23 protein-coding genes and 1 other RNA gene are annotated in these 20,054 nt (G+C 63.1%); 12 read left to right on the top strand and 12 right to left on the bottom strand.

Annotation, left to right across the window (positions count from 1 at the left end; genetic code table 11):
• Nucleotides 1–31: 31 nt before the first annotated feature.
• Entirely contained in the window at nucleotides 32–910 is an 879-nt protein-coding gene (locus KWO_RS07480) for a PhzF family phenazine biosynthesis protein (RefSeq protein WP_010375445.1), read from the top strand.
• Between the two features lie 31 nt (nucleotides 911–941).
• Nucleotides 942–1,823 (top strand): PhzF family phenazine biosynthesis protein, encoded by an 882-nt coding sequence (locus KWO_RS07475; protein ID WP_010375443.1) that lies wholly within the window; start codon nucleotides 942–944, stop codon nucleotides 1,821–1,823.
• 302 nt (nucleotides 1,824–2,125) lie between these two features.
• Here KWO_RS07475 and KWO_RS07470 read toward each other — a convergent pair whose 3' ends face one another.
• The 7 genes from KWO_RS07470 to KWO_RS07430 form a co-directional block, all read right to left on the bottom strand.
• Nucleotides 2,126–2,722: a glycine zipper 2TM domain-containing protein gene (locus KWO_RS07470; protein ID WP_017112239.1), complete on the bottom strand. Its 597-nt coding sequence runs from the start codon at nucleotides 2,720–2,722 to the stop codon at nucleotides 2,126–2,128.
• 152 nt (nucleotides 2,723–2,874) lie between these two features.
• A complete protein-coding gene (locus tag KWO_RS07465; protein ID WP_010375441.1) occupies nucleotides 2,875–3,309 on the bottom strand; it encodes an OsmC family protein in 435 nt (144 codons plus the stop codon).
• Between the two features lie 403 nt (nucleotides 3,310–3,712).
• Entirely contained in the window at nucleotides 3,713–4,693 is a 981-nt protein-coding gene (locus KWO_RS07455; RefSeq protein WP_017114881.1) for an IS5 family transposase, read from the bottom strand.
• A 131-nt stretch (nucleotides 4,694–4,824) separates the two neighbouring features.
• Nucleotides 4,825–4,900, bottom strand: a non-coding RNA gene (locus tag KWO_RS07445) — sX9 sRNA.
• A gap of 61 nt (nucleotides 4,901–4,961) precedes the next feature.
• Nucleotides 4,962–5,909: an aspartate carbamoyltransferase catalytic subunit gene (locus KWO_RS07440; protein WP_010380711.1), complete on the bottom strand. Its 948-nt coding sequence runs from the start codon at nucleotides 5,907–5,909 to the stop codon at nucleotides 4,962–4,964.
• Between the two features lie 13 nt (nucleotides 5,910–5,922).
• Nucleotides 5,923–6,390 carry a Holliday junction resolvase RuvX gene (gene ruvX / locus KWO_RS07435; protein ID WP_010369353.1) on the bottom strand — a complete coding sequence of 156 codons (468 nt, stop codon included), beginning with the start codon at nucleotides 6,388–6,390 and terminating at the stop codon, nucleotides 5,923–5,925.
• The gene (locus tag KWO_RS07430; protein ID WP_010369349.1) at nucleotides 6,383–6,949 is read right to left on the bottom strand and encodes a YqgE/AlgH family protein; all 567 of its coding nucleotides are present in this window, start codon (nucleotides 6,947–6,949) and stop codon (nucleotides 6,383–6,385) included. Before KWO_RS07430 ends, ruvX begins: the two co-directional genes overlap by 8 nt.
• 290 nt (nucleotides 6,950–7,239) lie before the next feature.
• On the opposite strand from KWO_RS07430, the gene KWO_RS07425 reads away from it, so the two are divergent.
• Both KWO_RS07425 and KWO_RS07420 read left to right on the top strand, forming a co-directional pair.
• Entirely contained in the window at nucleotides 7,240–7,812 is a 573-nt protein-coding gene (locus KWO_RS07425; protein WP_010380707.1) for a DNA-3-methyladenine glycosylase I, read from the top strand.
• Nucleotides 7,813–7,848: 36 nt separating this feature from the next.
• A complete protein-coding gene (locus KWO_RS07420) occupies nucleotides 7,849–8,745 on the top strand; it encodes a DUF72 domain-containing protein (RefSeq protein WP_010369342.1) in 897 nt (298 codons plus the stop codon).
• 152 nt (nucleotides 8,746–8,897) lie between these two features.
• On the opposite strand, the gene KWO_RS07415 is transcribed toward KWO_RS07420, so the two are convergent.
• From KWO_RS07415 to KWO_RS07405, 3 genes are all read right to left on the bottom strand, one after another.
• On the bottom strand, nucleotides 8,898–9,572 hold the full coding sequence (locus tag KWO_RS07415; protein ID WP_017112484.1) for a YitT family protein: 675 nt from the start codon (nucleotides 9,570–9,572) through the stop codon (nucleotides 8,898–8,900).
• Nucleotides 9,573–9,881: 309 nt separating this feature from the next.
• A complete protein-coding gene (locus tag KWO_RS07410) occupies nucleotides 9,882–11,012 on the bottom strand; it encodes a PilT/PilU family type 4a pilus ATPase (RefSeq protein ID WP_010369335.1) in 1,131 nt (376 codons plus the stop codon).
• Between the two features lie 111 nt (nucleotides 11,013–11,123).
• Complete coding sequence (locus KWO_RS07405; RefSeq protein ID WP_010380703.1) at nucleotides 11,124–12,161, bottom strand: type IV pilus twitching motility protein PilT; 1,038 nt, start codon at nucleotides 12,159–12,161, stop codon at nucleotides 11,124–11,126.
• A 412-nt stretch (nucleotides 12,162–12,573) separates the two neighbouring features.
• Between KWO_RS07405 and KWO_RS07400 the strand changes: the two genes are divergently transcribed.
• From KWO_RS07400 to KWO_RS07365, 8 genes are all read left to right on the top strand, one after another.
• The gene (locus KWO_RS07400; RefSeq protein WP_010380700.1) at nucleotides 12,574–13,266 is read left to right on the top strand and encodes a YggS family pyridoxal phosphate-dependent enzyme; all 693 of its coding nucleotides are present in this window, start codon (nucleotides 12,574–12,576) and stop codon (nucleotides 13,264–13,266) included.
• A 44-nt stretch (nucleotides 13,267–13,310) separates the two neighbouring features.
• Nucleotides 13,311–14,171, top strand: a complete 861-nt coding sequence (gene proC, locus KWO_RS07395) for a pyrroline-5-carboxylate reductase (RefSeq protein ID WP_017112485.1) — start codon at nucleotides 13,311–13,313, stop codon at nucleotides 14,169–14,171.
• 552 nt (nucleotides 14,172–14,723) lie between these two features.
• Nucleotides 14,724–15,149 carry an HU family DNA-binding protein gene (locus KWO_RS07390; RefSeq protein WP_010380693.1) on the top strand — a complete coding sequence of 142 codons (426 nt, stop codon included), beginning with the start codon at nucleotides 14,724–14,726 and terminating at the stop codon, nucleotides 15,147–15,149.
• Between the two features lie 119 nt (nucleotides 15,150–15,268).
• Nucleotides 15,269–15,892, top strand: coding sequence for a M23 family metallopeptidase (locus KWO_RS07385; RefSeq protein ID WP_173399559.1), 624 nt, complete (start codon nucleotides 15,269–15,271; stop codon nucleotides 15,890–15,892).
• Nucleotides 15,893–15,949: 57 nt separating this feature from the next.
• Nucleotides 15,950–16,291, top strand: coding sequence for a DUF3861 domain-containing protein (locus KWO_RS07380; protein ID WP_017112486.1), 342 nt, complete (start codon nucleotides 15,950–15,952; stop codon nucleotides 16,289–16,291).
• Nucleotides 16,292–16,348: 57 nt separating this feature from the next.
• Entirely contained in the window at nucleotides 16,349–16,891 is a 543-nt protein-coding gene (locus tag KWO_RS07375; protein ID WP_010369310.1) for a hypothetical protein, read from the top strand.
• Between the two features lie 55 nt (nucleotides 16,892–16,946).
• Entirely contained in the window at nucleotides 16,947–17,543 is a 597-nt protein-coding gene (locus KWO_RS07370; RefSeq protein ID WP_010380684.1) for a YceB family lipoprotein, read from the top strand.
• A 116-nt stretch (nucleotides 17,544–17,659) separates the two neighbouring features.
• Nucleotides 17,660–18,643 carry an IS5 family transposase gene (locus KWO_RS07365; protein ID WP_017113471.1) on the top strand — a complete coding sequence of 328 codons (984 nt, stop codon included), beginning with the start codon at nucleotides 17,660–17,662 and terminating at the stop codon, nucleotides 18,641–18,643.
• Nucleotides 18,644–18,822: 179 nt separating this feature from the next.
• Here the strand turns inward: KWO_RS07365 and KWO_RS07360 are convergent, their stop codons facing one another.
• Both KWO_RS07360 and KWO_RS07355 read right to left on the bottom strand, forming a co-directional pair.
• Nucleotides 18,823–19,365 carry a type 1 glutamine amidotransferase domain-containing protein gene (locus tag KWO_RS07360; protein WP_010382134.1) on the bottom strand — a complete coding sequence of 181 codons (543 nt, stop codon included), beginning with the start codon at nucleotides 19,363–19,365 and terminating at the stop codon, nucleotides 18,823–18,825.
• A gap of 103 nt (nucleotides 19,366–19,468) precedes the next feature.
• Entirely contained in the window at nucleotides 19,469–19,936 is a 468-nt protein-coding gene (locus KWO_RS07355) for an SET domain-containing protein (protein ID WP_003487757.1), read from the bottom strand.
• Nucleotides 19,937–20,054: the final 118 nt, after the last annotated feature.

Here is a 20,054-nt window from a genome sequence, read left to right as displayed (position 1 = left end):
GGCGCACCCTCTTTCGACGAGATTTCCAGCCATGAGCAAGCACCGCTATCTGCAACTGGATGTTTTCGCTGGCCAGGCCGGCAGCGGCAACCCGCTGGGCGTGGTCTTCAATGCAGAGACACTGTCGTCCGAGCAGATGCAGCAGATTGCCGCGTGGCTGAACCTGTCCGAGACGATCTTCTTCCTGCCGGTCAGCGTGCCCGATGCGGATTACCACATCCGCATCTTCACCCCGCGCGCCGAGCTACCGTTCGCCGGTCACCCCAGCGTCGGCGCGGCGTGGGCAGCAGTGACCCACGGCGTAACCGCTTACACACCCGACGGCCAGCTTCGCCAACAATGCGCGGCCGGCGTGCTGCCGGTGGAGGTGGTCGACCGGCACGGCGCCCTGTTGGTGCGGCTGCGCGCGCCACGCGCACGCGCCATCGATACGGGCGATACATACGCCGACGCATTGCATGCGGCCTGCGCTGAGCTGCGCGTGGCTCTGCAGCCAGCTGCGCTTTGGAACAACGGCCCGAACTGGTGGTTACTGGAGCTGGCCGACGCACAGGCGGTGCGGCAGGCAACCCCGGACCTTGCCGCCATCGCCCGCCTCAGCCAGGCCAGCGCCGCCTGCGGGCTGGCCATCTATGCGCCCTTGCACGATGGCGAAGCAGACCTTGTAGTTCGCGCCTTCTGCCCCGGCGATGGCATTCCGGAAGATCCGGTCACCGGTAGCGCCAATGCCTGCATTGGCGCACGCCTGCATGGCGAAAGACGTTTGCCCGGGGCCGGATTGCGCTATGTCGCCAGCCAGGGCCGCGAGGTCGGCCGCGATGGCCGCGTCCATGTGGAGGTGGACGATCAGGACGAAGTTTGGATTGGCGGAACGACGCTTCAGGTGATCGACGGCCGCATCGATTGGTAAGCTGCCGCGCCCTGACTGCGGATCGACGCCTATGACCACTCGCCGTTTCCTGCAACTGGATGTGTTTTCCGCCCGCCCCGGCAGCGGCAATCCGCTTGCAGTAGTCCTGGATGCGCAGGGCCTGGACGATGCAGCGATGCAGGCCATTGCACGCTGGACCAAGTTGCCAGAAACCACCTTCGTGTTTCCCGCCGCAGATGCACACACCAGCTACCGGCTGCGCATGTTTTCACCGCAAAAAGAGGTGCCGTTTGCCGGCCACCCCAGCGTGGGCACCGCCCATGCCGTGCTTGAAGCTGGCTTGGCTGCACCGGTAGAGGGCGTGCTGGTGCAGGACGGTATCGCCGGTCAGTTGCCGCTGCGTGTGGAGCAGCGCAATGGCCACCGCAGCATCGCAATCCGTACACCGCGCGCGCGCGTAGCCGAGCAGGTTCACGCCGACGACCCGCGCCTGCGCGATGCGCTGCACGGCTGGCCGTTGGGCACGTTGCCGCCTGCGTTGATGGACGGCGGCCGCACCTGGTGGGTGGTGGAACTGGCCAGCGAAACCGCGTTGCGCGGCCTGCAACCGGACTGGGACACCATCGCTGCTTTGGCCGAATCCACCGGCAGCATGGGCGTCTTTGCCTATGCCCGCGCCGCCGCTCCGGGCGCCTACGATCTGGCGGTGCGCGCCTTCGTCGGCAATGGCCGGCGCTTCGAAGATGCAGCGTCCGGCGCGGCCAATGCGGTGCTTGCCGCGTGGCTGGACAGCAAACGCACACTGCCCGGCACCGATCGCCGCTACGTGGTCAGCCAGGGCCGCGAAATCGGCTTCGACGCCTTGCTGGAACTGCGCATCGATACCGACGGCGATGTGTGGTCGGGTGGTCAGGTGCAGACGGTGATTCGCGGCACGTTGGATTGGGCGTAGAGCGGGCAACAAGACTGCCGCGCCGGACTCAATGCGCGGGATTCAAGGCAGAACCGCGCCGTGCCAGCCAGTGCTGCTAAATGCTGGTTACGAGCGCGGCGCGTCCAACCGGTGGTCAGCGCGTCAGACGCCTGCGATGCAGACCGGTGCATCGCTTCAATCAACGCCCAAGCACCACTGACAGCGCACTACTGCAGCCTGCGACCCTCGCCGCAAAAACAAAAACGCTGCGGTTGCCCGCAGCGTTCTTGTGCAACCCGATGTCGCAATCAGCCAGCGGCACCACATGGGTCGCGCACTGATCAGTCAGGACGTACGTCCACGCGCACACGGATACGGTCGCCCGGGTTGTAATCGCTATGCGTGTGATACGTACGGCCAGCGTATTCGTAGGTCACATCGTAGCCATCCACGCGGTCGCGTTCGCGGCGGTAGGACACCGGCTCACAGACCCTGACGTTGCCCTGGTAAGTGCGGTTGTTGGCCTCGTAGATCGAGCGGCCCGCTGCGACGCCGGCCATGGTGCCCACGGCGGTACCTACCAGACGCCCATTGCCGCCGCCGACCTGGCTGCCGAGCACTGCGCCCGCGATACCGCCGATAACACTGGCGACACCGCGATTGGACACACCGGACTGGCCGTAGCCATCGCGGTAGTAGCCGTCGTTGCTGGTGTAGTAACCGTTAGCGGGACGGTCGTAGCAACGTTCGCTGGTGCGTTCGTTGTAAGAATCGGCAACGATGATCGGATCCACGCGCACGACGCGCGCATATTCGTAACGACCATCCTCGTAGCCGCTGCGGCCGTAATTGCTGTAGCCGCTGTCATAGCGCTGTGCCGTGGCATTACCCGCCACGACCAGACCCATCACCAGAGCACCAAGCACAAGAGTTTTCATTGCGGCAGCTTCATAGGGAGGACACGCTGCCGATGCTCGGCCTGTGCCAGTGAAACCGCCCTGAACCAAAGCGGCCTTGAAAAGCCCTATTCAGGTTTCCGCCAGCTGCGCGCGCCGGGTACGTGTGCCGGCGCGTCGCAGCGGTGTTGGTATCAGCTGGAAAACTCGGTTTCCAGGCTGATCGGCACGGCGCTGAGTGCCTTGGACACCGGGCAATTTTTCTTGGCGGTATCGGCGAGCTCACGGAACGTGGCTTCGTCGATGCCCGGCACCACCGCCTTGAGCTTGAGACGGATCTGCGACAACTGCGGGCCGCCTTCCATCGACAAATCCACATCGGCACGCGTATCCAGCGAAATCGGCGGAAAGCCGGCTTCGGTCAACTGGGCAGACAACGCCATGGTGAAACAACCGGCATGCGCAGCGGCGATGAGCTCTTCCGGATTGGTGCCCCTCTCGTCGCCGAAGCGGCTGCTGAAGGCATAGCGGGTGTTGTCCATCAAGCCGCTCTGCGGCGTGCTGAGCTGGCCCTTGCCAGTCTTGAGGTCGCCTTCCCACTGAGCGGTGGCGTGACGTGAAATACCCATTGCGATCTCCTGCGCTGAAAGGAGCCGTCACGATAGGTGAGTGAGCGTTAGCTGATGGTGCGGGAATCGGGAATCGGGAATCGGGAATCGGGAATCGGGAATCGGGAATCGGGAATCGGGAATCGCAAGAGCAGATTGCGGAGTGCGTCCGGCAGCAAGCGACGGTTTGTCTGCACTCATGAAGTTGCGCATCGAACGCGACCGCGGAGCGGATCAGGTGTGCGTTCGGCAAAAAGGCGCTGTCTCTTCGCAATTAACGATTCAAAGATCAAACGCGATCGCCCGTTAAGGAAGGTCTGAACAACGATGCCTGACAGGGCGGAAGGTGGCATGTTTCCGAAGAGTGGCGTTTGGAGCTTCGGATTTTTGCCATTTCTGGCGCTTTCCGGGGGAATTGCCCGGTTTACAGGCGCACGCTCCCCATAGCCGGCAGCAACTGCTTTCGCTTCATCCACAGGTTGGAGAGCGCAAACAAGGTCAGCACGTGTGCGGTGTTCTTGGCCAAGCCGCGATAGCGGACCTTGGTGTAGCCGAATTGACGTTTGATCACCCGGAATGGATGCTCCACCTTCGCGCGCACGCTGGCCTTGAAGTGCTCCCAACGCTGTTGCCGGGCACGCTCGCGGTTGTTGCCGATGCCTTGGATCGTCGAGGGCCTGGCGGCGATGAAGAATGCAGCTTCGCAGTCCTGCAGCTCTTCGCGTTTGTCTGCACCGGTGTCGCCGCTGTCGCCGAACACGCTGTCTTCTTTGCCATGCAGCAACGTGTGCATCACCGTGACATCGGCGACATTGGCCGCTGTGCAATGGACGTGGTGCACCAGCCCGGAAAACTCATCCACGCCGATGTGCGCCTTCATCCCGAAATACCACTGATTGCCTTTCTTGGTCTGATGCATTTCAGGGTCGCGTGCGTGATCGGCGTTCTTGGTCGAACTGGGTGCAGCGATCAGCGTCGCATCGACGATCGTGCCCGACCGCAGGCTCTGGCCCTTGCGCGCCAGATGCGCGTTGACCGCTTCCAGCATCCGCGCGGCAAGACCATGGGTCTCCAGCAGGCGCCGAAAATTGAGAATCGTGGTCGCGTCGGGAATGTCGTCCAACCCGCCGAGCTGGGCAAATCGCCGTAAGGTCGGAATCTCGTGCAGCGCTTCTTCCATTGCCGGATCGCTCAACGCATACCACTGCTGCAGCAGATGAATCCGCAACATCGTCGCCAGTGCGTACGGCTGCCGCCCGGGCCGCCCCGACACCGGATAGTGCGGCGCGATCAGCCCGAGCAGTTGCTGCCACGGAATCACCTGCTCCATCTCGGCCAGGAAGATCTCGCGCCGGGTCTGCTTGCGCTTGCCCAGGCCCTCAGCGTCACCGAACGTCAGTTGCATGGATCACTCCTCAACATGAGGCGGGTAGTGTCGCGTATCTGTGGTGAGTTGTTCAGAGGTTCCTTAAGTGTGCAGTCGCGTTGCAGCTCTTGGCGCGTCAAATAAAGCGACTGCGCAGCCGTTTTCAGAGCGGCCAACGAGACGTAGCGAGCGGCCGTCAGGTGGGTGCGGACAGCGCGCAGGAACCGCAGTGTACGAGTGATATATGCCGATTCTGAGCACCGGCCGCGCCCGCCTGGCGTAAGCGCAGTCGCTTTGTTGGTTGCTCTTAGCACAGCAGAGTTTCCAGCACAGCCATACGCACGGCGACGCCGTTGGCGACCTGCCGCAGCACACAAGACTGCGCGCCATCGGCCACTTCATCGGTGATTTCCACGCCGCGGTTGATTGGGCCCGGGTGCAGCACTGCGGCATCGCGGCCGGCGCGTGCCAAACGCTCGCGGGTCAGGCCGTATTCGGTGTGGTATTGCTCCAGCGATGGCGCCAGGCCTTCTTCCATGCGCTCGCGCTGCAGCCGCAGCATCATCAGCGCATCGGCGCCTTCGAGCATGGCATCGAAATCCTGGCCGACCACGCAGCCATCCAGCATATCGTCGTCGGGCAGCAGGCTCGCCGGGCCACAGACGCGGATTTCGCCGGCGCCCAGCGTGCGCAAGGCATGTAGGTCCGAGCGCGCCACGCGCGAATGCTTGACGTCGCCGACGATGACCACCTTCAGCTTGGAAAAATCAGTGCCCTTGGCCTGACGCAAGGTGAGCATGTCGAGCAGACCCTGGGTGGGATGCGCGCTGCGTCCGTCGCCGGCATTGATCAACGCGGTGCCCTCGCCTGCGGCGGCGGCCATCGCTTCCACCGCGCCGTCGTCGGGGTGACGCACCACAAAGCCGCGCACGCCCATCGCTTCGAGATTCTTCAGCGTATCGCGCGCGGTTTCGCCCTTGCGGGTGGATGAGGTGGAGGCATCGAAATTGAGCACGTCCGCGCCCAGCCGCTGCGCCGCCAGATGGAAGGAACTGCGCGTGCGCGTGGAGGGTTCGAAGAACAGCGTGCATACCGCGGTGCCCGCCAGCACACTGCGCTTGCCCACACGCCCCACCGCCGCATCGCGGATCTGGCCGGCGCGGTCAAGCAATTGCAGTAACGTGGTGCGCGGCAGTCCTTCCAGGGTGAGCAGGTGACGCAGGCGTCCGTCCGAATCGAGTTGCATGGTGGTCATCGCAGGTCGGGAGTCAAGGAAGAAGGGTGGCTTGGTCGGGGGCAGCCAACCAGCGTTCGACGATCACCGCAGCGGCCATGGCGTCGAGCGCTTCGGCATCGCGGCGGCGCTTGCGCCCATCGGCGCGCTCGCGCGCGAAACGCTGCGCGGCCTCAACCGAGCTGGAGCGCTCGTCGATCAGCACAACCGGCAGCGCGTAACGCTCGCGCAGTTGGCGGGCGAACGCATGCGCGCGCTTGCGTGCAGGTTGGTCTTTGTCGTCCAGTGTCAGCGGGTCGCCGATTACCAGGCCGTCGGGGTGCCATTCCTTGTGCACGCGGTCCAGCGCAACCCAGTCGGGGCCGCTGGCATGCACGTTGATGACGGCGACCGCACGCGCGCCCGCACCGAGAGCCGTGCCGACAGCGACGCCGATCCGGCGCGACCCCACGTCGAAGCCCAGTACCGTGCCATCGGAACGGATCACGCCCGCCTCAGGCATGCCCGGAATAATCCGTAAGCCGGAACAGGTCCACGCCAATACGCCCGGCGGCGGTCTGCCAGCGATCTTCCAGCGCGGTGGCGAACAGCACATTGGCATCCGACGGCGCGGTGAGCCAGCTGTTCTCGCCCAGTTCGAATTCCAGCTGGCCTGCGCCCCAACCGGCGCAGCCCAGCGCCACCAGCGCATTGCGCGGGCCGTTGCCGGCCGCCATGGCCTCAAGAATGTCGCGCGAGGTGGTCAGGAACACGCCCTGCCCCACTTCCAGGCTGGAATCCCATTCGCGCGCATCGTCGTGGATCACAAAGCCGCGCTCCGGGTGCACCGGCCCGCCGCTGAGCACGATCTGCTCGCGCAGCGGCTCATCGTCGGTGTCGATGCCCATCTGCGCCAACACTTCGCCCAAGGTGTATTCGGAGGGTCGGTTGACCAGCACGCCCATGGCGCCGTTCTCGTCGTGCTGGCAGATCAGCGCGACGCTGCGCGAAAAGGTGGGGTCGGACAGCGCCGGAAGCGCAATCAGCAGTTGGTTGGCCAGAGGCGTGGACAAAACAGACATGGCCGCATTCTAGCCGTTCGCTTCGCCGCGCGCAGAGCTGCTGCCATACTGGGGTTTGCTGGCACCTTGCAGCGATCAATGCTTCCGGGGCAGCGCGCTTTGCCGTTGTCCATCTGCTGCACCTGACCAGCGCGTTCAGCTTGATCGCAACGGGTGCAAGTGGTGATGCAGCCGAAAGCGGTGCAGCTGTGCAAATGGCGAACCGATCAATCCGCCAGTTGCTTCGTCGCCCCGATGTCGCCGCTGCCGGCATGCGATTCGCCTCCTGCTCCACCATCACAGGCACACTCATGAGCGGTTATTGCAGCATCGCCCCGGGCCATCCGGTTCATGGGCACTACCACGACCACGAATACGGCTTTCCGCAGCGCGACGAACGCGAATTGTTCGAGCGACTGGTGCTGGAAATCAACCAGGCTGGACTGAGCTGGGAAACCATCCTGCGTAAGCGTGTCAATTTCCAGCAGGCCTATGACGGCTTTGACGTGGACACCGTCGCCGCGTACGGCGACGCCGACATCGCCAGGTTGATGGGCGATGCCGGCATCATCCGCAATCGCCTCAAGGTGCTGGCGGCAATTCACAACGCACAGGTCACCCAGAGCTTGCGCGCCACGCACGGCAGCTTCGCGCAGTGGCTGGACGCACACCATCCGCTTGACAAACCGGCCTGGATCAAGCTGTTCAAGAAGACCTTCCGCTTCACCGGCGGCGAAATCACCGGCGAGTTCCTGATGAGCCTAGGCTACCTGCCCGGTGCGCACCATGCCGACTGCCCGGTGTTTGCGCAGATCCAGCCACTGGCACCACCGTGGATACAGGCGCACAAGCCCAAAAGAACGCGCACGGTCCAGCGCGGCTAGACACCTCTTGCACACCGCACACGAAATGCTCGCGACATGGCGATTCGTATTGGCATTTCCGGCTGGCGCTATGCGCGCTGGCGCGGCACGTTTTATCCAGCCGGCCTGGCCCAGCGGCGCGAGCTCGAGTACGCCGCAGGTTGCTTTCCCAGTGTGGAAATCAATGGCTCGTTTTATTCCCTGCAGCGTCCGGAAAGCTTCCAGCGCTGGCATGACGAAACGCCGGACGACTTTGTCTTCTCGGTCAAGGGTCCACGCTTCATCACCCATATGAAGCGCCTGCGCGATTGCGACCAGGCGCTGGCCAACTTCTTCGCCTCCGGTGTGCTGCGGCTGGGCGCCAAACTTGGACCGATCCTGTGGCAGCTACCGCCAACATTACGTTTCGATGCCGATCTGCTGGATGCGTTTCTGAGCAGCCTGCCGCGCGATAGCGAGGTGGCACTGGCACTGGCGCACAAGCGCGACACTGCGCTGATGCAGGGCCGTAGCGCACTGGCGATCGATCATCAGCGGCCGATCCGTCACGCACTGGAAGTGCGCCACGACAGCTTCTGCGATCTGGCCTGTATGCGTCTGCTGCGGCGGCACAATGTTGCCGTGATAGTTGCCGACACTGCGGGGAAATTTCCGTATCTGGAAGACGTCAGCGCCGATTTCGTCTATCTGCGTCTGCATGGCGATGCACAGTTGTACGCCAGCGGCTACAGCGATAGTGCCTTAGATCGCTGGGCGGCACGCATTGCCGCCTGGGCCAGCGGCGGCGAACCGGACGATGCGGCACGCGTCGGCGCACCTGCGCGCAAGCGCGCCTCGCGCGATGTCTACTGCTACTTCGACAACGACATGAAGGTGCATGCGCCGTTCGATGCGCGCGGTTTGATGCAACGGCTGCAATTGCCTACCGATTGCCCGCCACGCGAAGGCACTTAGAACAGCGAACAAACCAACTGCGCCGCCCAGGTGCACGCGGATAATACTCGCAGCGCCATGCACCACTCGCACGCTCGGGCTCCTGTGCCCAGCCACGCCCATCTGGTAACTGCTCGCGGCCTGTTTACCACTCAAGCGGTCGTCGGCAGACGTTACAGACCCATATAACGATGCGGGCGGTGATTGAACATCAGCACCAAACTCAGCATCAACGCGCCGATGGCCGAATACAGCACCTTATCCGGCGTCAGCACGAAGAATGCGACCAGCATCAACATCGCGTCGAAACTCATCTGCACCTTGCCGGCACTCCAGCCACGCTCGCGCTGCAGGTACACCGCCAGGATGCCGATGCCACCCAGGCTGCCGCGATGGCGAATGAAGAACAGGATGCCCAACCCCGCCAGCGCGCCACCGACGATCGCCGAAAACAGCGTCTCGACGTGCGCATACTCGGCCCAGCGCGGCAGCAGGTCGGTGAGCGCCCCGCATGCACCCACCGCCACAAAGGTCTTCAAGGTGAATTCCCAGCCCATGCGGCGCACGCTCAGCCAGTAGAACGGCAGATTGACCAACACGAACACCAGCCCGAAATGCCAGTGCAGCGCGTAGTGCAGCAAGAAGGCCACGCCCGCCATGCCACCGATCATCAAGCCACCCTTGGCAAAGATGGCCAGACCAAGCGATGCGACCAGGGTCGCCAACACCATGCCTTGCACATCCTCTACAACCGAATGATGGAAAGCGTGGTCGTCGGCGGCAGTCCCAGCCGAATCAGGCGGCGGGGTTAACGGACCGGATGTCACCACGGCGCCGTCGTCGGGCAACGGCTCTTGCTCCGGACAGAGATCGGAATCGGGAAGGCTCACGGGTGGGGACTGCAGTGGGGTGCGGACATTAAACACTATCGGCTGGCGCGGTGACATCTGAAACCTCAGCACGCCGGTGCGCAGCGCAGCCGGGCTTAAGTCATCCGGTGCGATGCGTGCGACCAACCGCAAAGCCAGCTTCCAGTTCAATGGCGCAATACCACCGCGACCGGCTCGTCCACTTGGCACCCGCGATCAGATCTCGCCCCACTGCGGGCCGGGTTGGAATCTTTACCTACTGCACGTCCTGCGTGACTGCCGCAGTCCTTATCGAACCTCGGCAATCTCCACACCATCCAGGCCCTGAGACAAGGTCTTGGCATCGCCACCTTGCGACAGCTTGATGCGCAGGCGCACCTCGTTCTGCGAGTCGGCGTAGCGCAACGCGTCTTCATAGCTGATTTCGCCGGCCTGGTAGAGCTCGAACAGGCTCTGATCGAAGGTACGCATGCCCAGGTTGGTGGACTCCTTCATGATCTCCTTGAGCTTGTGGATCTCGCCGTCGCGGATGTAATCCTGCACCAGCGGCGTGCCCAACATGATTTCCATCGCCACGCGGCGGCTACGGCCGTCCGGCGTCGGAATCAGCTGCTGCGCGACCACGCCCTTGAGATTGAGCGACAGATCCATCAACAGCTGGTTGCGGCGATCTTCCGGGAAGAAGTTGATGATGCGGTCCATCGCCTGGTTGGCGTTGTTGGCGTGCAGCGTACACAGCACCAGGTGGCCGGTTTCGGCGAAGGCGATCGCGTGATCCATGCCCTCGCGGGTGCGCACCTCGCCGATCATGATCACGTCCGGCGCCTGGCGCAGGGTATTTTTCAGCGCGTTTTCCCAGCTGTCGGTGTCGATGCCGACTTCGCGCTGGGTGATGATGCAACCCTCGTGCTTGTGCACGAACTCGATCGGGTCTTCGATGGTGATGATGTGCCCGGTGGAATTCTGGTTGCGGTAGCCGATCATCGCAGCCAGCGAAGTCGACTTACCGGTACCGGTGGCGCCAACGAAGATGATGATGCCGCGCTTGGTCATCGCCAGCGTCTTGATCACCGGCGGCAGGCTCAGCTCGTCCACGGTGGGGATGCGCGTTTCGATCCGGCGCAGCACCATGCCCACCTGATTACGCTGGTAGAAGCAGCTCACGCGAAAACGTCCGACCCCGGACACGCCGATGGCGAAGTTGCACTCGTGCGTTTTTTCGAATTCCTCGCGCTGCGAGGGCGTCATCACGTTCAACACCAGATCGCGGCTCTGCTGCGCAGTCAGCGGCGTCTGGGTGATCGGGCTGATCTTGCCATTCACCTTGATGGCCGGCGGCATTCCCGAGGTGATGAACAGGTCCGACGCCTTCTGATGCGCCATCAGCTTGAGGAAGGAGGTGAAGTCGATGGTGCTCATGGCGTGCTCCTCTGGAGCAGGGATTCGGGAGTAGAGTTCGGGATTCGCAAGAGCGGGGTCCGGCCGGGAAATCGCCGTTGCGAATCCCCAATGCCGAATCCCCAATCCCTGCTACTCGAATATCCGCTTGTCCTTGGCGTACTCGCGCGCCTGGTTGCGCGTGATCAGGCTGCGCTTGACCAGGTCCTGCAGGTGCTGGTCGAGCGTCTGCATGCCGTATTGCTGGCCGGTCTGGATCGAGGAATACATCTGCGCCACCTTGTCCTCGCGGATCAGGTTGCGGATGGCCGGGGTGCCGACCATGATTTCCCACGCTGCGGTACGTCCGCCGCCGACCTTCTTCAGCAGCGCCTGCGAAATCACTGCGCGCAGCGATTCGGACAACATCGAGCGCACCATCGGCTTCTCGCCGGCCGGGAACACGTCGATGATGCGGTCGATGGTCTTGGCCGCCGAGCTGGTGTGCAGGGTGCCGAACACCAAGTGGCCGGTTTCCGCAGCGGTGAGCGCCAGGCGGATGGTTTCCAGGTCGCGCAATTCGCCGACCAGAATGATGTCGGGGTCTTCGCGCAACGCCGAGCGCAGCGCTTCGTTAAAGCCGTGCGTATCGCGGTGCACTTCGCGCTGATTAATCAGACACTTCTGCGAGGTGTGCACGAATTCGATCGGGTCCTCGACGATGAGGATGTGCCCGTATTCGTTCTTGTTGATGTAGTCGATCATGCCGGCCAGCGTGGTCGACTTGCCCGAACCGGTCGGGCCGGTCACCAGGATCAGGCCCTGCGGCTGGTCGATCAACTGGCGGAAAATCGGCGGGCAGCCCAGGTCTTCCAGCGTCAGCACTTCGGACGGAATGGTACGGAACACCGCACCGGCGCCGCGGTTCTGGTTGAACGCATTGACGCGGAAACGCGCCAGCGACGGAATTTCGAACGAGAAGTCGACTTCGAGGAATTCCTCGTAATCGCGCCGCTGCTTGTCCGACATGATGTCGTAGACCAGCGCGTGCACCTGCTTGTGGTCCAGCGCCGGAATATTGATGCGGCGGACATCGCCATCGACACGGATCATCGGCGGCAGCCCTGCAGACAGGTGCAGGTCCGATGCCTTGTTCTTGACAGAAAACGCCAATAGTTCAGCGATATCCATGCGCTGCTTTTCCCCTAGGCTGCGATTGGAAGGTACTCCCCGGCCGGCAGTATAGCGTTCTGGCTGCTGGCGGGAAGCGGCCCGGGCCGCTTCAGGCCGGCCGCGGGTGGGGCTGGCTGAAACGGTTGCCTTGCGCCCGGTACGGGCGGAGCGCCTGCCGGGCGCGGCGTCTGCGCTGCCGCGGCCTCCACTTGAGTCGGGGTCTTGGTCGGAATTGTACGAGACGCCTGTGCCCCAGCCGGACGCCTAGCTACTGAAGAGGAGCTGGGGCTTTGAGGCTAACCGCGCGCCCAGACACAACGTGCATATAGGCGCGGCGCCGTCGTATCAATGTACGCACGGCAAGCCGTCAGCTGGAAGGAAAGGGCGGCGGGCGGCACTATAGCCCTCCCATCCTTCTCCGGAATGCCACGTGCCGGCTTCGTCGCTGCAGCAAATTCTCGACGCCATCCACGCCGCCGCTGCCGCACATGCGCGTACCGACGTACGGCTGCTGGCGGTTTCCAAGACCAAGCCGGCCGAGGCTGTGGCCGGGCTGGCCGCGCAAGGCCAGCGCGCCTTCGGCGAAAACTACGTGCAGGAAGCCGAGGCCAAGATCGCCCAATTGCGTGCGCTGGGGCTGGAATGGCATTTGATCGGCCACCTGCAATCCAATAAGGCCGAACTGGCCAGCCAGTGCTTCGATTGGGTGCAGACGGTGGACCGCGCCAAATTGATTCCGCTGCTGGCACGCCACCGCCCGGACGACCGCGCGCCCTTGAATGTGCTGATCCAGCTCAACATCGACGACGAGGACAGCAAACACGGATGCGCGCCGGAGGCGATCGATAGCCTGGCCGAGGCGATCGCACTGCAGCCGCGCTTGCAGCTGCGCGGGCTAATGGCGATCCCTGCTCCATTTCCCGAGCAGGCACGACGCCAGGCCGCGTTTACGCGCATGCAGGCGCTGTTCGAGCAGCTCAAAACCCGTCACCGGCAGGTGGACACCTTGTCGATGGGCATGAGCTCGGATTTTGCCGAAGCGATCGCGGCCGGCGCCACCATGGTACGCGTAGGCACAGCCTTGTTCGGCGCGCGCGGCCAGGCTCCGGCTGCCTCCGCCTGATCGCATCGCATCCCCCTCATCGATCTCTTATTAAAGGTTCTGCAATGACCACGCCTGTCGCGTCCACGCCTTCTTCCTCATCTTCCGACACTGCGCGCATCGCCTTCGTCGGCGGCGGAAACATGGCGCGCAGCCTGATTGCCGGGCTGATCCGGCAAGGCACACCGGCTGCCAACATTCGTGTGACCGAACCGGTGGCTGAGCTGCGCGATGCACTGGCGCGCGACTTCAGCGTGCAGGTCGTTGAAGATGCGCGCGCCGCAGTCGACGCTGCGGCGACATGGGTGTTGGCGGTCAAGCCGCAGGTCTTGCCAACAGTCTGCGCGCAGCTGGCCGATCTAGCCCAGGCACAACAACCGCTATTGGTCTCCATCGCTGCCGGCATCACCGCCACGCAGTTGCAACGCTGGTCGGGCGGCGATGTCGCGGTAGTGCGCGCGATGCCCAACACGCCTGCCCTGCTCGGTGCCGGCGTCACCGGGCTGTATGCCAACGCACGCGTCTCCAACGCGCAACGCCAGCAGGCAACCCGACTGCTGGACAGCGCCGGCGTCACCATCTGGATCGACGACGAAGCGCAGATGGATGCAGTGACCGCGGTCTCCGGCAGCGGACCGGCCTATGTCTTTTTGCTGGCCGAAGCAATGGAAGCTGCCGCGCAAGCGCAGGGCCTGCCCGCCGACACCGCGCGCACGCTGGTGCTGCAAACGCTACTCGGCGCCGCACGCATGCTCACCGAATCGGGCGAAGCACCGGATGTCTTGCGTCGCCGCGTGACCTCGCCCAACGGCACCACCCACGCCGCCATCGAGACATTCCAGGCCGGCGGCTTCGAAGCGCTGACCGCCAACGCAATTGCCGCAGCTACCGAACGCGGCCGCAGTTTGTCGGCTGCCAATGATTAGTGAGACGCAGCAAAACCTGCGCGTGTCTTACGCGCGCCTGCTCGGCACGGCGTGCACTGCAAGAGGAAAACGAGACGACTCCCTGGCCGTAGCGCCTGCGCCCTTGGCCAATACAAGGTCGGCACAGAGCAAGTAGAGAAGAAACGCCGCATGGCGCTAGAAACCCCTACATTTCTGTTGATGGAGCGCGAGCCAGCGCTTGCAATCGATGTCAATCACATCGACGGCGCATGTTCCTGTCACACGCACTGCTAAATAGCTGGCCGCATCGGCTGTTTGCACCATCACCACGCAGGCGCGCAACTGTCTTTCCTCGCGCAAACGATCTGCTGCTATGCGTCAGACATGCAGCGAACGCGCGCATTGCGTGGTCAAGGCGATGCGTTTTGTGCGTTTTTTCTGCCGCTGGTGAACGAATCCCCGTCGAAAGACGCTTTTTTCGTGTTGTTTCATCGTTTGCCTATTGGCGGCGCGCAGCACTTGCCCTACATTTCGCGTTGCCGACTGGGTCGGCAGACCCATCACCACCAACGAATACGGAACACATCACTCATGGCAAAAACCGCCGCTAAGAAGGCTGCCCCCAAGAAGGCAGTGAAAAAGGTCGCCGCAACCAAGACCGCAAAGCCGGCCAAGGCCGCTGCTGCCAAGTCCGCTGCGCCCAAGCCGATCAAGGAAGCACTGAGCAAGACCGGCCTGGTCGCGCACATTGCCGAAAGCACCCAGTTGGCTCCGAAGGACGTGCGCGCCGTGCTGGCGTCGCTGGAAGCCACCGCACACGCCTCGCTGAGCAAGAAGGGCGTCGGCACTTTCACCATCCCGGGCATGCTCAAGCTGACCACCGTGCACGTGCCGGCAAAGCCGAAGCGCAAGGGCATCAACCCGTTCACCAAGGAAGAGCAGATCTTTGCCGCCAAGTCGGCGACCACCAAGGTCAAGCCCCGCCTGATGAAGAGGTTGAAGGACGCGGCTCTCTAATCGAGCTCGCATCCGATGTCATGAAGGCGGCCTGCGGGCCGCCTTTTTTTGCGACTGCGTTGCATCGCACAGCACATACCGCTCATCGCCGCTGCCCTACCCTGCATGCTGGTTCGCCTCTGCAGGTGCCTGTGAACGATCCATCGAACACACCTCCACCGTCCGCACATCCAGGTTCCGCACGCAGCCCTGCACGGCGGGTGCGCAGCGTCCTGGTTTCGGTTGCCCTGCTGTGCGTGCTAGGGGTGGCCGCGCGCTGGGCTTGGCAACTGCCGATCGCCAATCAACTCCGTACCAGTTGGGAGCTGTCGCAGATGCCGCCTGAGAAATTGCATCTGCCGGTGGAAGGCGTGCGTGCGCGACAGATTGGCGACACCTTTGGCGCACCCCGTGGCCGCGACCGCACGCATGCAGGCGTGGATATCTTCGCGCCACGCGGCACACCAGTGGTGGCGGCAACGCGCGGCGTGGTCAGCGCCATCCGCGACCAGGGCCTGGGCGGAAAACAGGTCTGGCTCCTGGGTCCGGCGATGGAACGGCATTACTACGCGCACCTGGATGACTGGGCTGCCGGCCTTACCGTCGGCGATGTGGTCGAGCCCGGCACAGCGCTCGGCATCGTCGGCACCACGGGCAATGCGCGCGGCACGCCGCCGCATCTGCACTATGGTGTCTATGGACGCAACGGTGCGTACGATCCGCTGCCGCTCCTGCGCAAACCCGCACCACACCCGGCAAATTGATCACGCTGGAACACTGCGTCATGGCCCGCGCTATCGAGACGGTTGCGTCCTGCGCCTATGGTGAGCACAGCCCAGAACGACGCGACCCATATGTCCCGCAAACGCTATCGCATCACGGTCACGCCTATCGAAAACGACGGCCGCCCTTGTGACGACCGCTGCACCATCGAATTCGAACAACGCTCGCGCGCCGATTGGATGCGCCTGCTCGAAGAGCTACACCTGCGCCGCGACCTGAGCAGCGACGAATGCGCGGCACTCACCGTGGGCTCGCAATTGCTGGAAGACCTGGCCGCTCGCCCACGCGCACGACCCAGCGACGCACTGGACGCCTTGCGTCCCAAACTGCAGTTGCTGTTGGAACGCCTACAGCGCGTGCAGCCCGCAACCGGAGTCTGAAGGCCGCATCGCCACACGTAACCGCTACACTGCGCGCCTCGGGGAAGGGGACGTGCCATGCGCTGGATGGGAATGATTGTCGTGGCAGCCGCATTGTCTGGTTGCAGCTGTCATCGCAGCGCGGACCCGCAGGCAAGCGATGCGTCGGCGATGCAAGCTGCGAGCGCATCGCACCCGGTAAATACCGGCAATGCAGGCGACGCACCCGCAGCATCAGCACCTGCGACTGATCCCAACGATGCCATCGCGCTGGCCAATTACGCCCAAGCAAGCGCCACCGTCCAACGCTATCTCGGCGCGTTGCCCGGAGCGGCGCGCGCAGATGCCGATGCACTATGGACCGGCGGCCGCCCCTCCCCGGTGCCGGACGATGCTGCCTTGCGTGCCATCGGCAATATCCAGTCGCTGCGCATCAACAACGATCCACCAATTGCGCTGGATCAGGCGCATCCGCCACAGCGCATCGAAGTGCCGGTGCAATTGACGGTGCGTACCACCACCGGTACGCAGCGCCTGGTTGGCGCATACCGTTTGCAGCCCCGCGCCGGCAGCGACAGCTGGGAAATCTATTCGGCCACGCTGCAACCGGTGCTGCGCTAACCCGTGGTTCACCGGCGCCGACTAATGTGATGTCACCTGTTGCCGGAGTTACCCGATGAAACTGCGTTCGCTTGCCGGATCCATGCTCGCTCTCGCCTTGGCAATGCCCATCACCGGCGCCTGGGCCGCGCCGCAGATTCAGGGAAAACAGATCAGCGTGCAGGCCAGCGACCTGCAGCAATATCTGGGTGGCCGCTTCCCGCAAACACACGACGCGCTGGGCGGACTGGTCGCGATGACGGTCAGCAACCCGGCGCTGTCGTTGCCGCCAGGCGATCGCCTGAAGATGGCGTTCGATCTTGCCGTCGCAACCGCCGGCGGCGCTCCTGCCCCGGTCGGCAACGTGACCTTGACCAGCGCGCTACGCTACGACGTGGCCAAGCAAGGCTTTTATCTCGACCAACCCAGCATCGATGACTTCCGCCCCGCCCACGCGGGTGCAAAGCTCGACCACAGCACCCGCCAGCTGCTCAATACCTGGCTAGCCGATTACGCGCGCAAGGAACCGATCTATCGGATCGATCCGGCAATTGCATCGGTCATAGGCGCAGTGCAGGTGGAATCGGTCGGTATCCAGAACGGGCGGGTTGCGGTCAACTTCAACCAGAATATCGAGCAAATGGTGCCGGCGGCCGCGCTGTCTGGGAAGTAAGTCAGCTTCGTTCCCAGCGTTGATGGTGACTGCCGCACAACGCTGTACATTAGGGAAACTCTGAACAACTCCCCTTGATCCTGCGACAATCACACAGACGCAACGGGACAACGACGATGCAACTGACCTTCGGCGATGCGGAGTACAACGGCAAGCGCAAGCGGACGCGGCGTGAGGTGTTCTTGGCCGAGATGGACCAGGTCGTGCCGTGGAAGGATCTGCTGGCACTGATCGAACCGCACTACCCGAAGTCGGGGCAGCCGGGGCGACAGCCGTATCGGCTGGAGACGATGCTGCGCATCCACTTTTTGCAGCAGTGGTACGCACTGAGCGATCCATCGGCGGAAGAAGCACTGTACGACACGGTGTCGATGCGCCGTTTTGCGAAGATCGGCGGGCTGGATGAGGTGCCGGATGAAACGACGATTCTCAACTTCCGGCATTTGCTGGAGCGGCATGATTTGGCGCGCAAGCTGTTCAACCGGGTCAACGCGCACCTGTCGCGTAAAGGGCAGAGTCTGCGGGGCGGGACGATCGTGGATGCCACGATCATTGCGGCGCCAAGTTCGACCAAGAACAAGGATGGCGAGCGCGATCCGGACATGCACCAGACCAAGAAGGGCAACCAGTACTTCTTCGGGATGAAGGCGCACATCGGGGTGGACGATGAGTCGGGCCTGGTGCACCACGTGGAATGCACGGCGGCCAACGCAGCGGACATCACGCAGGCGCACAAGCTGCTGCACGGCAAGGAAGACACTGTGAGCGGCGACAGCGGCTACACCGGGCTGGACAAGCGCGATGAGATGAAGGGCAAGCGCACGCTGCGCTACCTGATCGCGGAGAAGCCCTCGAAGCTGAAGCAGATCAAGAATAAGCGCGAACTGAAGTTGGCCAAGCGCTGGGAGCACACCAAAGCCAGCCTGCGTGCGAAGGTGGAACACCCGTTTCGGGTGATCAAGCGTCAGTTTGGTTACGTCAAGGTGCGCTATCGCGGTTTGGCGAAGAACACCGCACAGGTGCTGACGCTGTTTGCACTATCGAATCTGTGGCTGACGCGCAAAGCGTTAATGCCTGCTGCGGGGAAGCTGTGCCTGTAATCCAGGCAACACCCCGCAAACGTGCCGAAACCGGCAAAAAATCGGCGATTTGAGCGCCCTCAGCGCGGCGGATGCGGTTGCTTCGTTTTCCGGTCGCGTTGATCAGACCATCCTTAGAAAGCCCGACGCAGCAGCGCCGGGCTTTTTTGTGTCGAACGCAAGATCGTGTTTATGCAAACTTATGCTGACAATGCCTTTGCCACAGCAGCGGCGAAAGCAGGAATGTCATCCGGCTTGCGGCTGGTAATCAGCTGACCATCGACCACCACTTCGGCATCCTGCCAATGCGCGCCGGCATTGATCAGGTCCGTCTTCACCGACTGCCATGAGGTGACTTGGCGATCGCGGACCAAGTCGCTTTCAAGCAACAACCACGGCCCATGGCAGATCGCAGCCACCGGCTTTTGTGCAATAGAAAACGCGCGAATGAATGCGATTGCCTGCTTGTCGGTCCGCAGCGTATCGGGATTGAGCACACCGCCAGGCAACACCAGTGCGTCATAAGGATCAACTGTCGCCTGACCGAGCTGCCTATCGACCCCTACCGAATCGCCCCAATCGGTGTGATTCCAGGCGCGGATCTTCGCGCTATCGCCAGGTGCAATCACCTCGACCTTGGCACCCCAGGATTCCAGCAGGCGCTTCGGTTCGGTCAGTTCGGATTGCTCGAAGCCGTCGGTGGCCAGCACGGCGACGGTCTTGCCGGAGAGCGAATAAGACATGTGGGGCTCCTCGTAAAAAGAAGCCTAAACCCTAGGAAGCGCGCCGTTGCGCACCCGTGAACCAATGTATGCGTGGCGTCAGTGCGTGACGCCACCTTCATGCTCAGCGCTTGGGCTGCAGCATCGTTCCGGTGCAATTCTTGGAGCCGCAACGGCATTCCCAAATCTTCTTCAGGCGCGGCGTGTGACGCTCGGCCAGGGTGATGCCGTAGTTATAGGTGAGCTCTTCGCCGGGCTTGATGTCGCGCTTGGCCTCGATAAAGATCTTGTCCTTGCGGCGGTCGTCGCCCTCGGCTTCTTCGATCACCGCTTCGCAATTGGGATCGCAGCTGTGGTTGATCCAGCGCGCCACATTGCCTTCGTAGTTGGCATCCAGCACGTAATCGTCGCTGAGCGTAAACAGAAAGGTGTGCCCGCTCTCCACGTCGCCGGTGTCGTCCGCATCCACTTCGGCATGCGTGCGCAAGCGACCCTTGTATTGAATGATGCGCTCGCCCTTGCGGAGCGGGGCGAGGGCGAACATGCCATTGCCGTGGATACGTGACTTGCGGGCGGCAACTTTGCGCGACATGTAAGGGTCCAGTGTTGGGGCCGCTCATTGTGACCGCAGCACGCCAATGCGCCAAGCACAAGCGCAGCACTTACCGCAATGGGCCACGCTTGCCGGAGGCTGAACCGCGCCATTGGCC

The sequence above is a fragment of the Xanthomonas vasicola pv. musacearum NCPPB 4379 genome (assembly GCF_000277895.2).
In the GTDB taxonomy this organism is placed as follows: domain Bacteria; phylum Pseudomonadota; class Gammaproteobacteria; order Xanthomonadales; family Xanthomonadaceae; genus Xanthomonas; species Xanthomonas vasicola.
The sequence above is the reverse complement of the archived record's forward strand: the minus strand, read 5'-3'. Positions and strand labels throughout refer to the sequence as shown.

Bases quoted from the DNA above. Each gene is read 5' to 3' on its own strand.
- KWO_RS07480 (WP_010375445.1), top strand. From the start codon at position 32: ATGAGCAAGCACCGCTATCTGCAACTGGATGTTTTCGCTGGCCAGGCC.
- KWO_RS07475 (WP_010375443.1), top strand. From the start codon at position 942: ATGACCACTCGCCGTTTCCTGCAACTGGATGTGTTTTCCGCCCGCCCC.
- KWO_RS07470 (WP_017112239.1), bottom strand. From the start codon at position 2,722: ATGAAAACTCTTGTGCTTGGTGCTCTGGTGATGGGTCTGGTCGTGGCG.
- KWO_RS07465 (WP_010375441.1), bottom strand. From the start codon at position 3,309: ATGGGTATTTCACGTCACGCCACCGCTCAGTGGGAAGGCGACCTCAAG.
- KWO_RS07455 (WP_017114881.1), bottom strand. From the start codon at position 4,693: ATGCAACTGACGTTCGGTGACGCTGAGGGCCTGGGCAAGCGCAAGCAG.
- KWO_RS07440 (WP_010380711.1), bottom strand. From the start codon at position 5,909: ATGACCACCATGCAACTCGATTCGGACGGACGCCTGCGTCACCTGCTC.
- ruvX (WP_010369353.1), bottom strand. From the start codon at position 6,390: ATGCCTGAGGCGGGCGTGATCCGTTCCGATGGCACGGTACTGGGCTTC.
- KWO_RS07430 (WP_010369349.1), bottom strand. From the start codon at position 6,949: ATGTCTGTTTTGTCCACGCCTCTGGCCAACCAACTGCTGATTGCGCTT.
- KWO_RS07425 (WP_010380707.1), top strand. From the start codon at position 7,240: ATGAGCGGTTATTGCAGCATCGCCCCGGGCCATCCGGTTCATGGGCAC.
- KWO_RS07420 (WP_010369342.1), top strand. From the start codon at position 7,849: ATGGCGATTCGTATTGGCATTTCCGGCTGGCGCTATGCGCGCTGGCGC.
- KWO_RS07410 (WP_010369335.1), bottom strand. From the start codon at position 11,012: ATGAGCACCATCGACTTCACCTCCTTCCTCAAGCTGATGGCGCATCAG.
- KWO_RS07405 (WP_010380703.1), bottom strand. From the start codon at position 12,161: ATGGATATCGCTGAACTATTGGCGTTTTCTGTCAAGAACAAGGCATCG.
- proC (WP_017112485.1), top strand. From the start codon at position 13,311: ATGACCACGCCTGTCGCGTCCACGCCTTCTTCCTCATCTTCCGACACT.
- KWO_RS07390 (WP_010380693.1), top strand. From the start codon at position 14,724: ATGGCAAAAACCGCCGCTAAGAAGGCTGCCCCCAAGAAGGCAGTGAAA.
- KWO_RS07380 (WP_017112486.1), top strand. From the start codon at position 15,950: ATGGTGAGCACAGCCCAGAACGACGCGACCCATATGTCCCGCAAACGC.
- KWO_RS07375 (WP_010369310.1), top strand. From the start codon at position 16,349: ATGCGCTGGATGGGAATGATTGTCGTGGCAGCCGCATTGTCTGGTTGC.
- KWO_RS07370 (WP_010380684.1), top strand. From the start codon at position 16,947: ATGAAACTGCGTTCGCTTGCCGGATCCATGCTCGCTCTCGCCTTGGCA.
- KWO_RS07365 (WP_017113471.1), top strand. From the start codon at position 17,660: ATGCAACTGACCTTCGGCGATGCGGAGTACAACGGCAAGCGCAAGCGG.
- KWO_RS07360 (WP_010382134.1), bottom strand. From the start codon at position 19,365: ATGTCTTATTCGCTCTCCGGCAAGACCGTCGCCGTGCTGGCCACCGAC.
- KWO_RS07355 (WP_003487757.1), bottom strand. From the start codon at position 19,936: ATGTCGCGCAAAGTTGCCGCCCGCAAGTCACGTATCCACGGCAATGGC.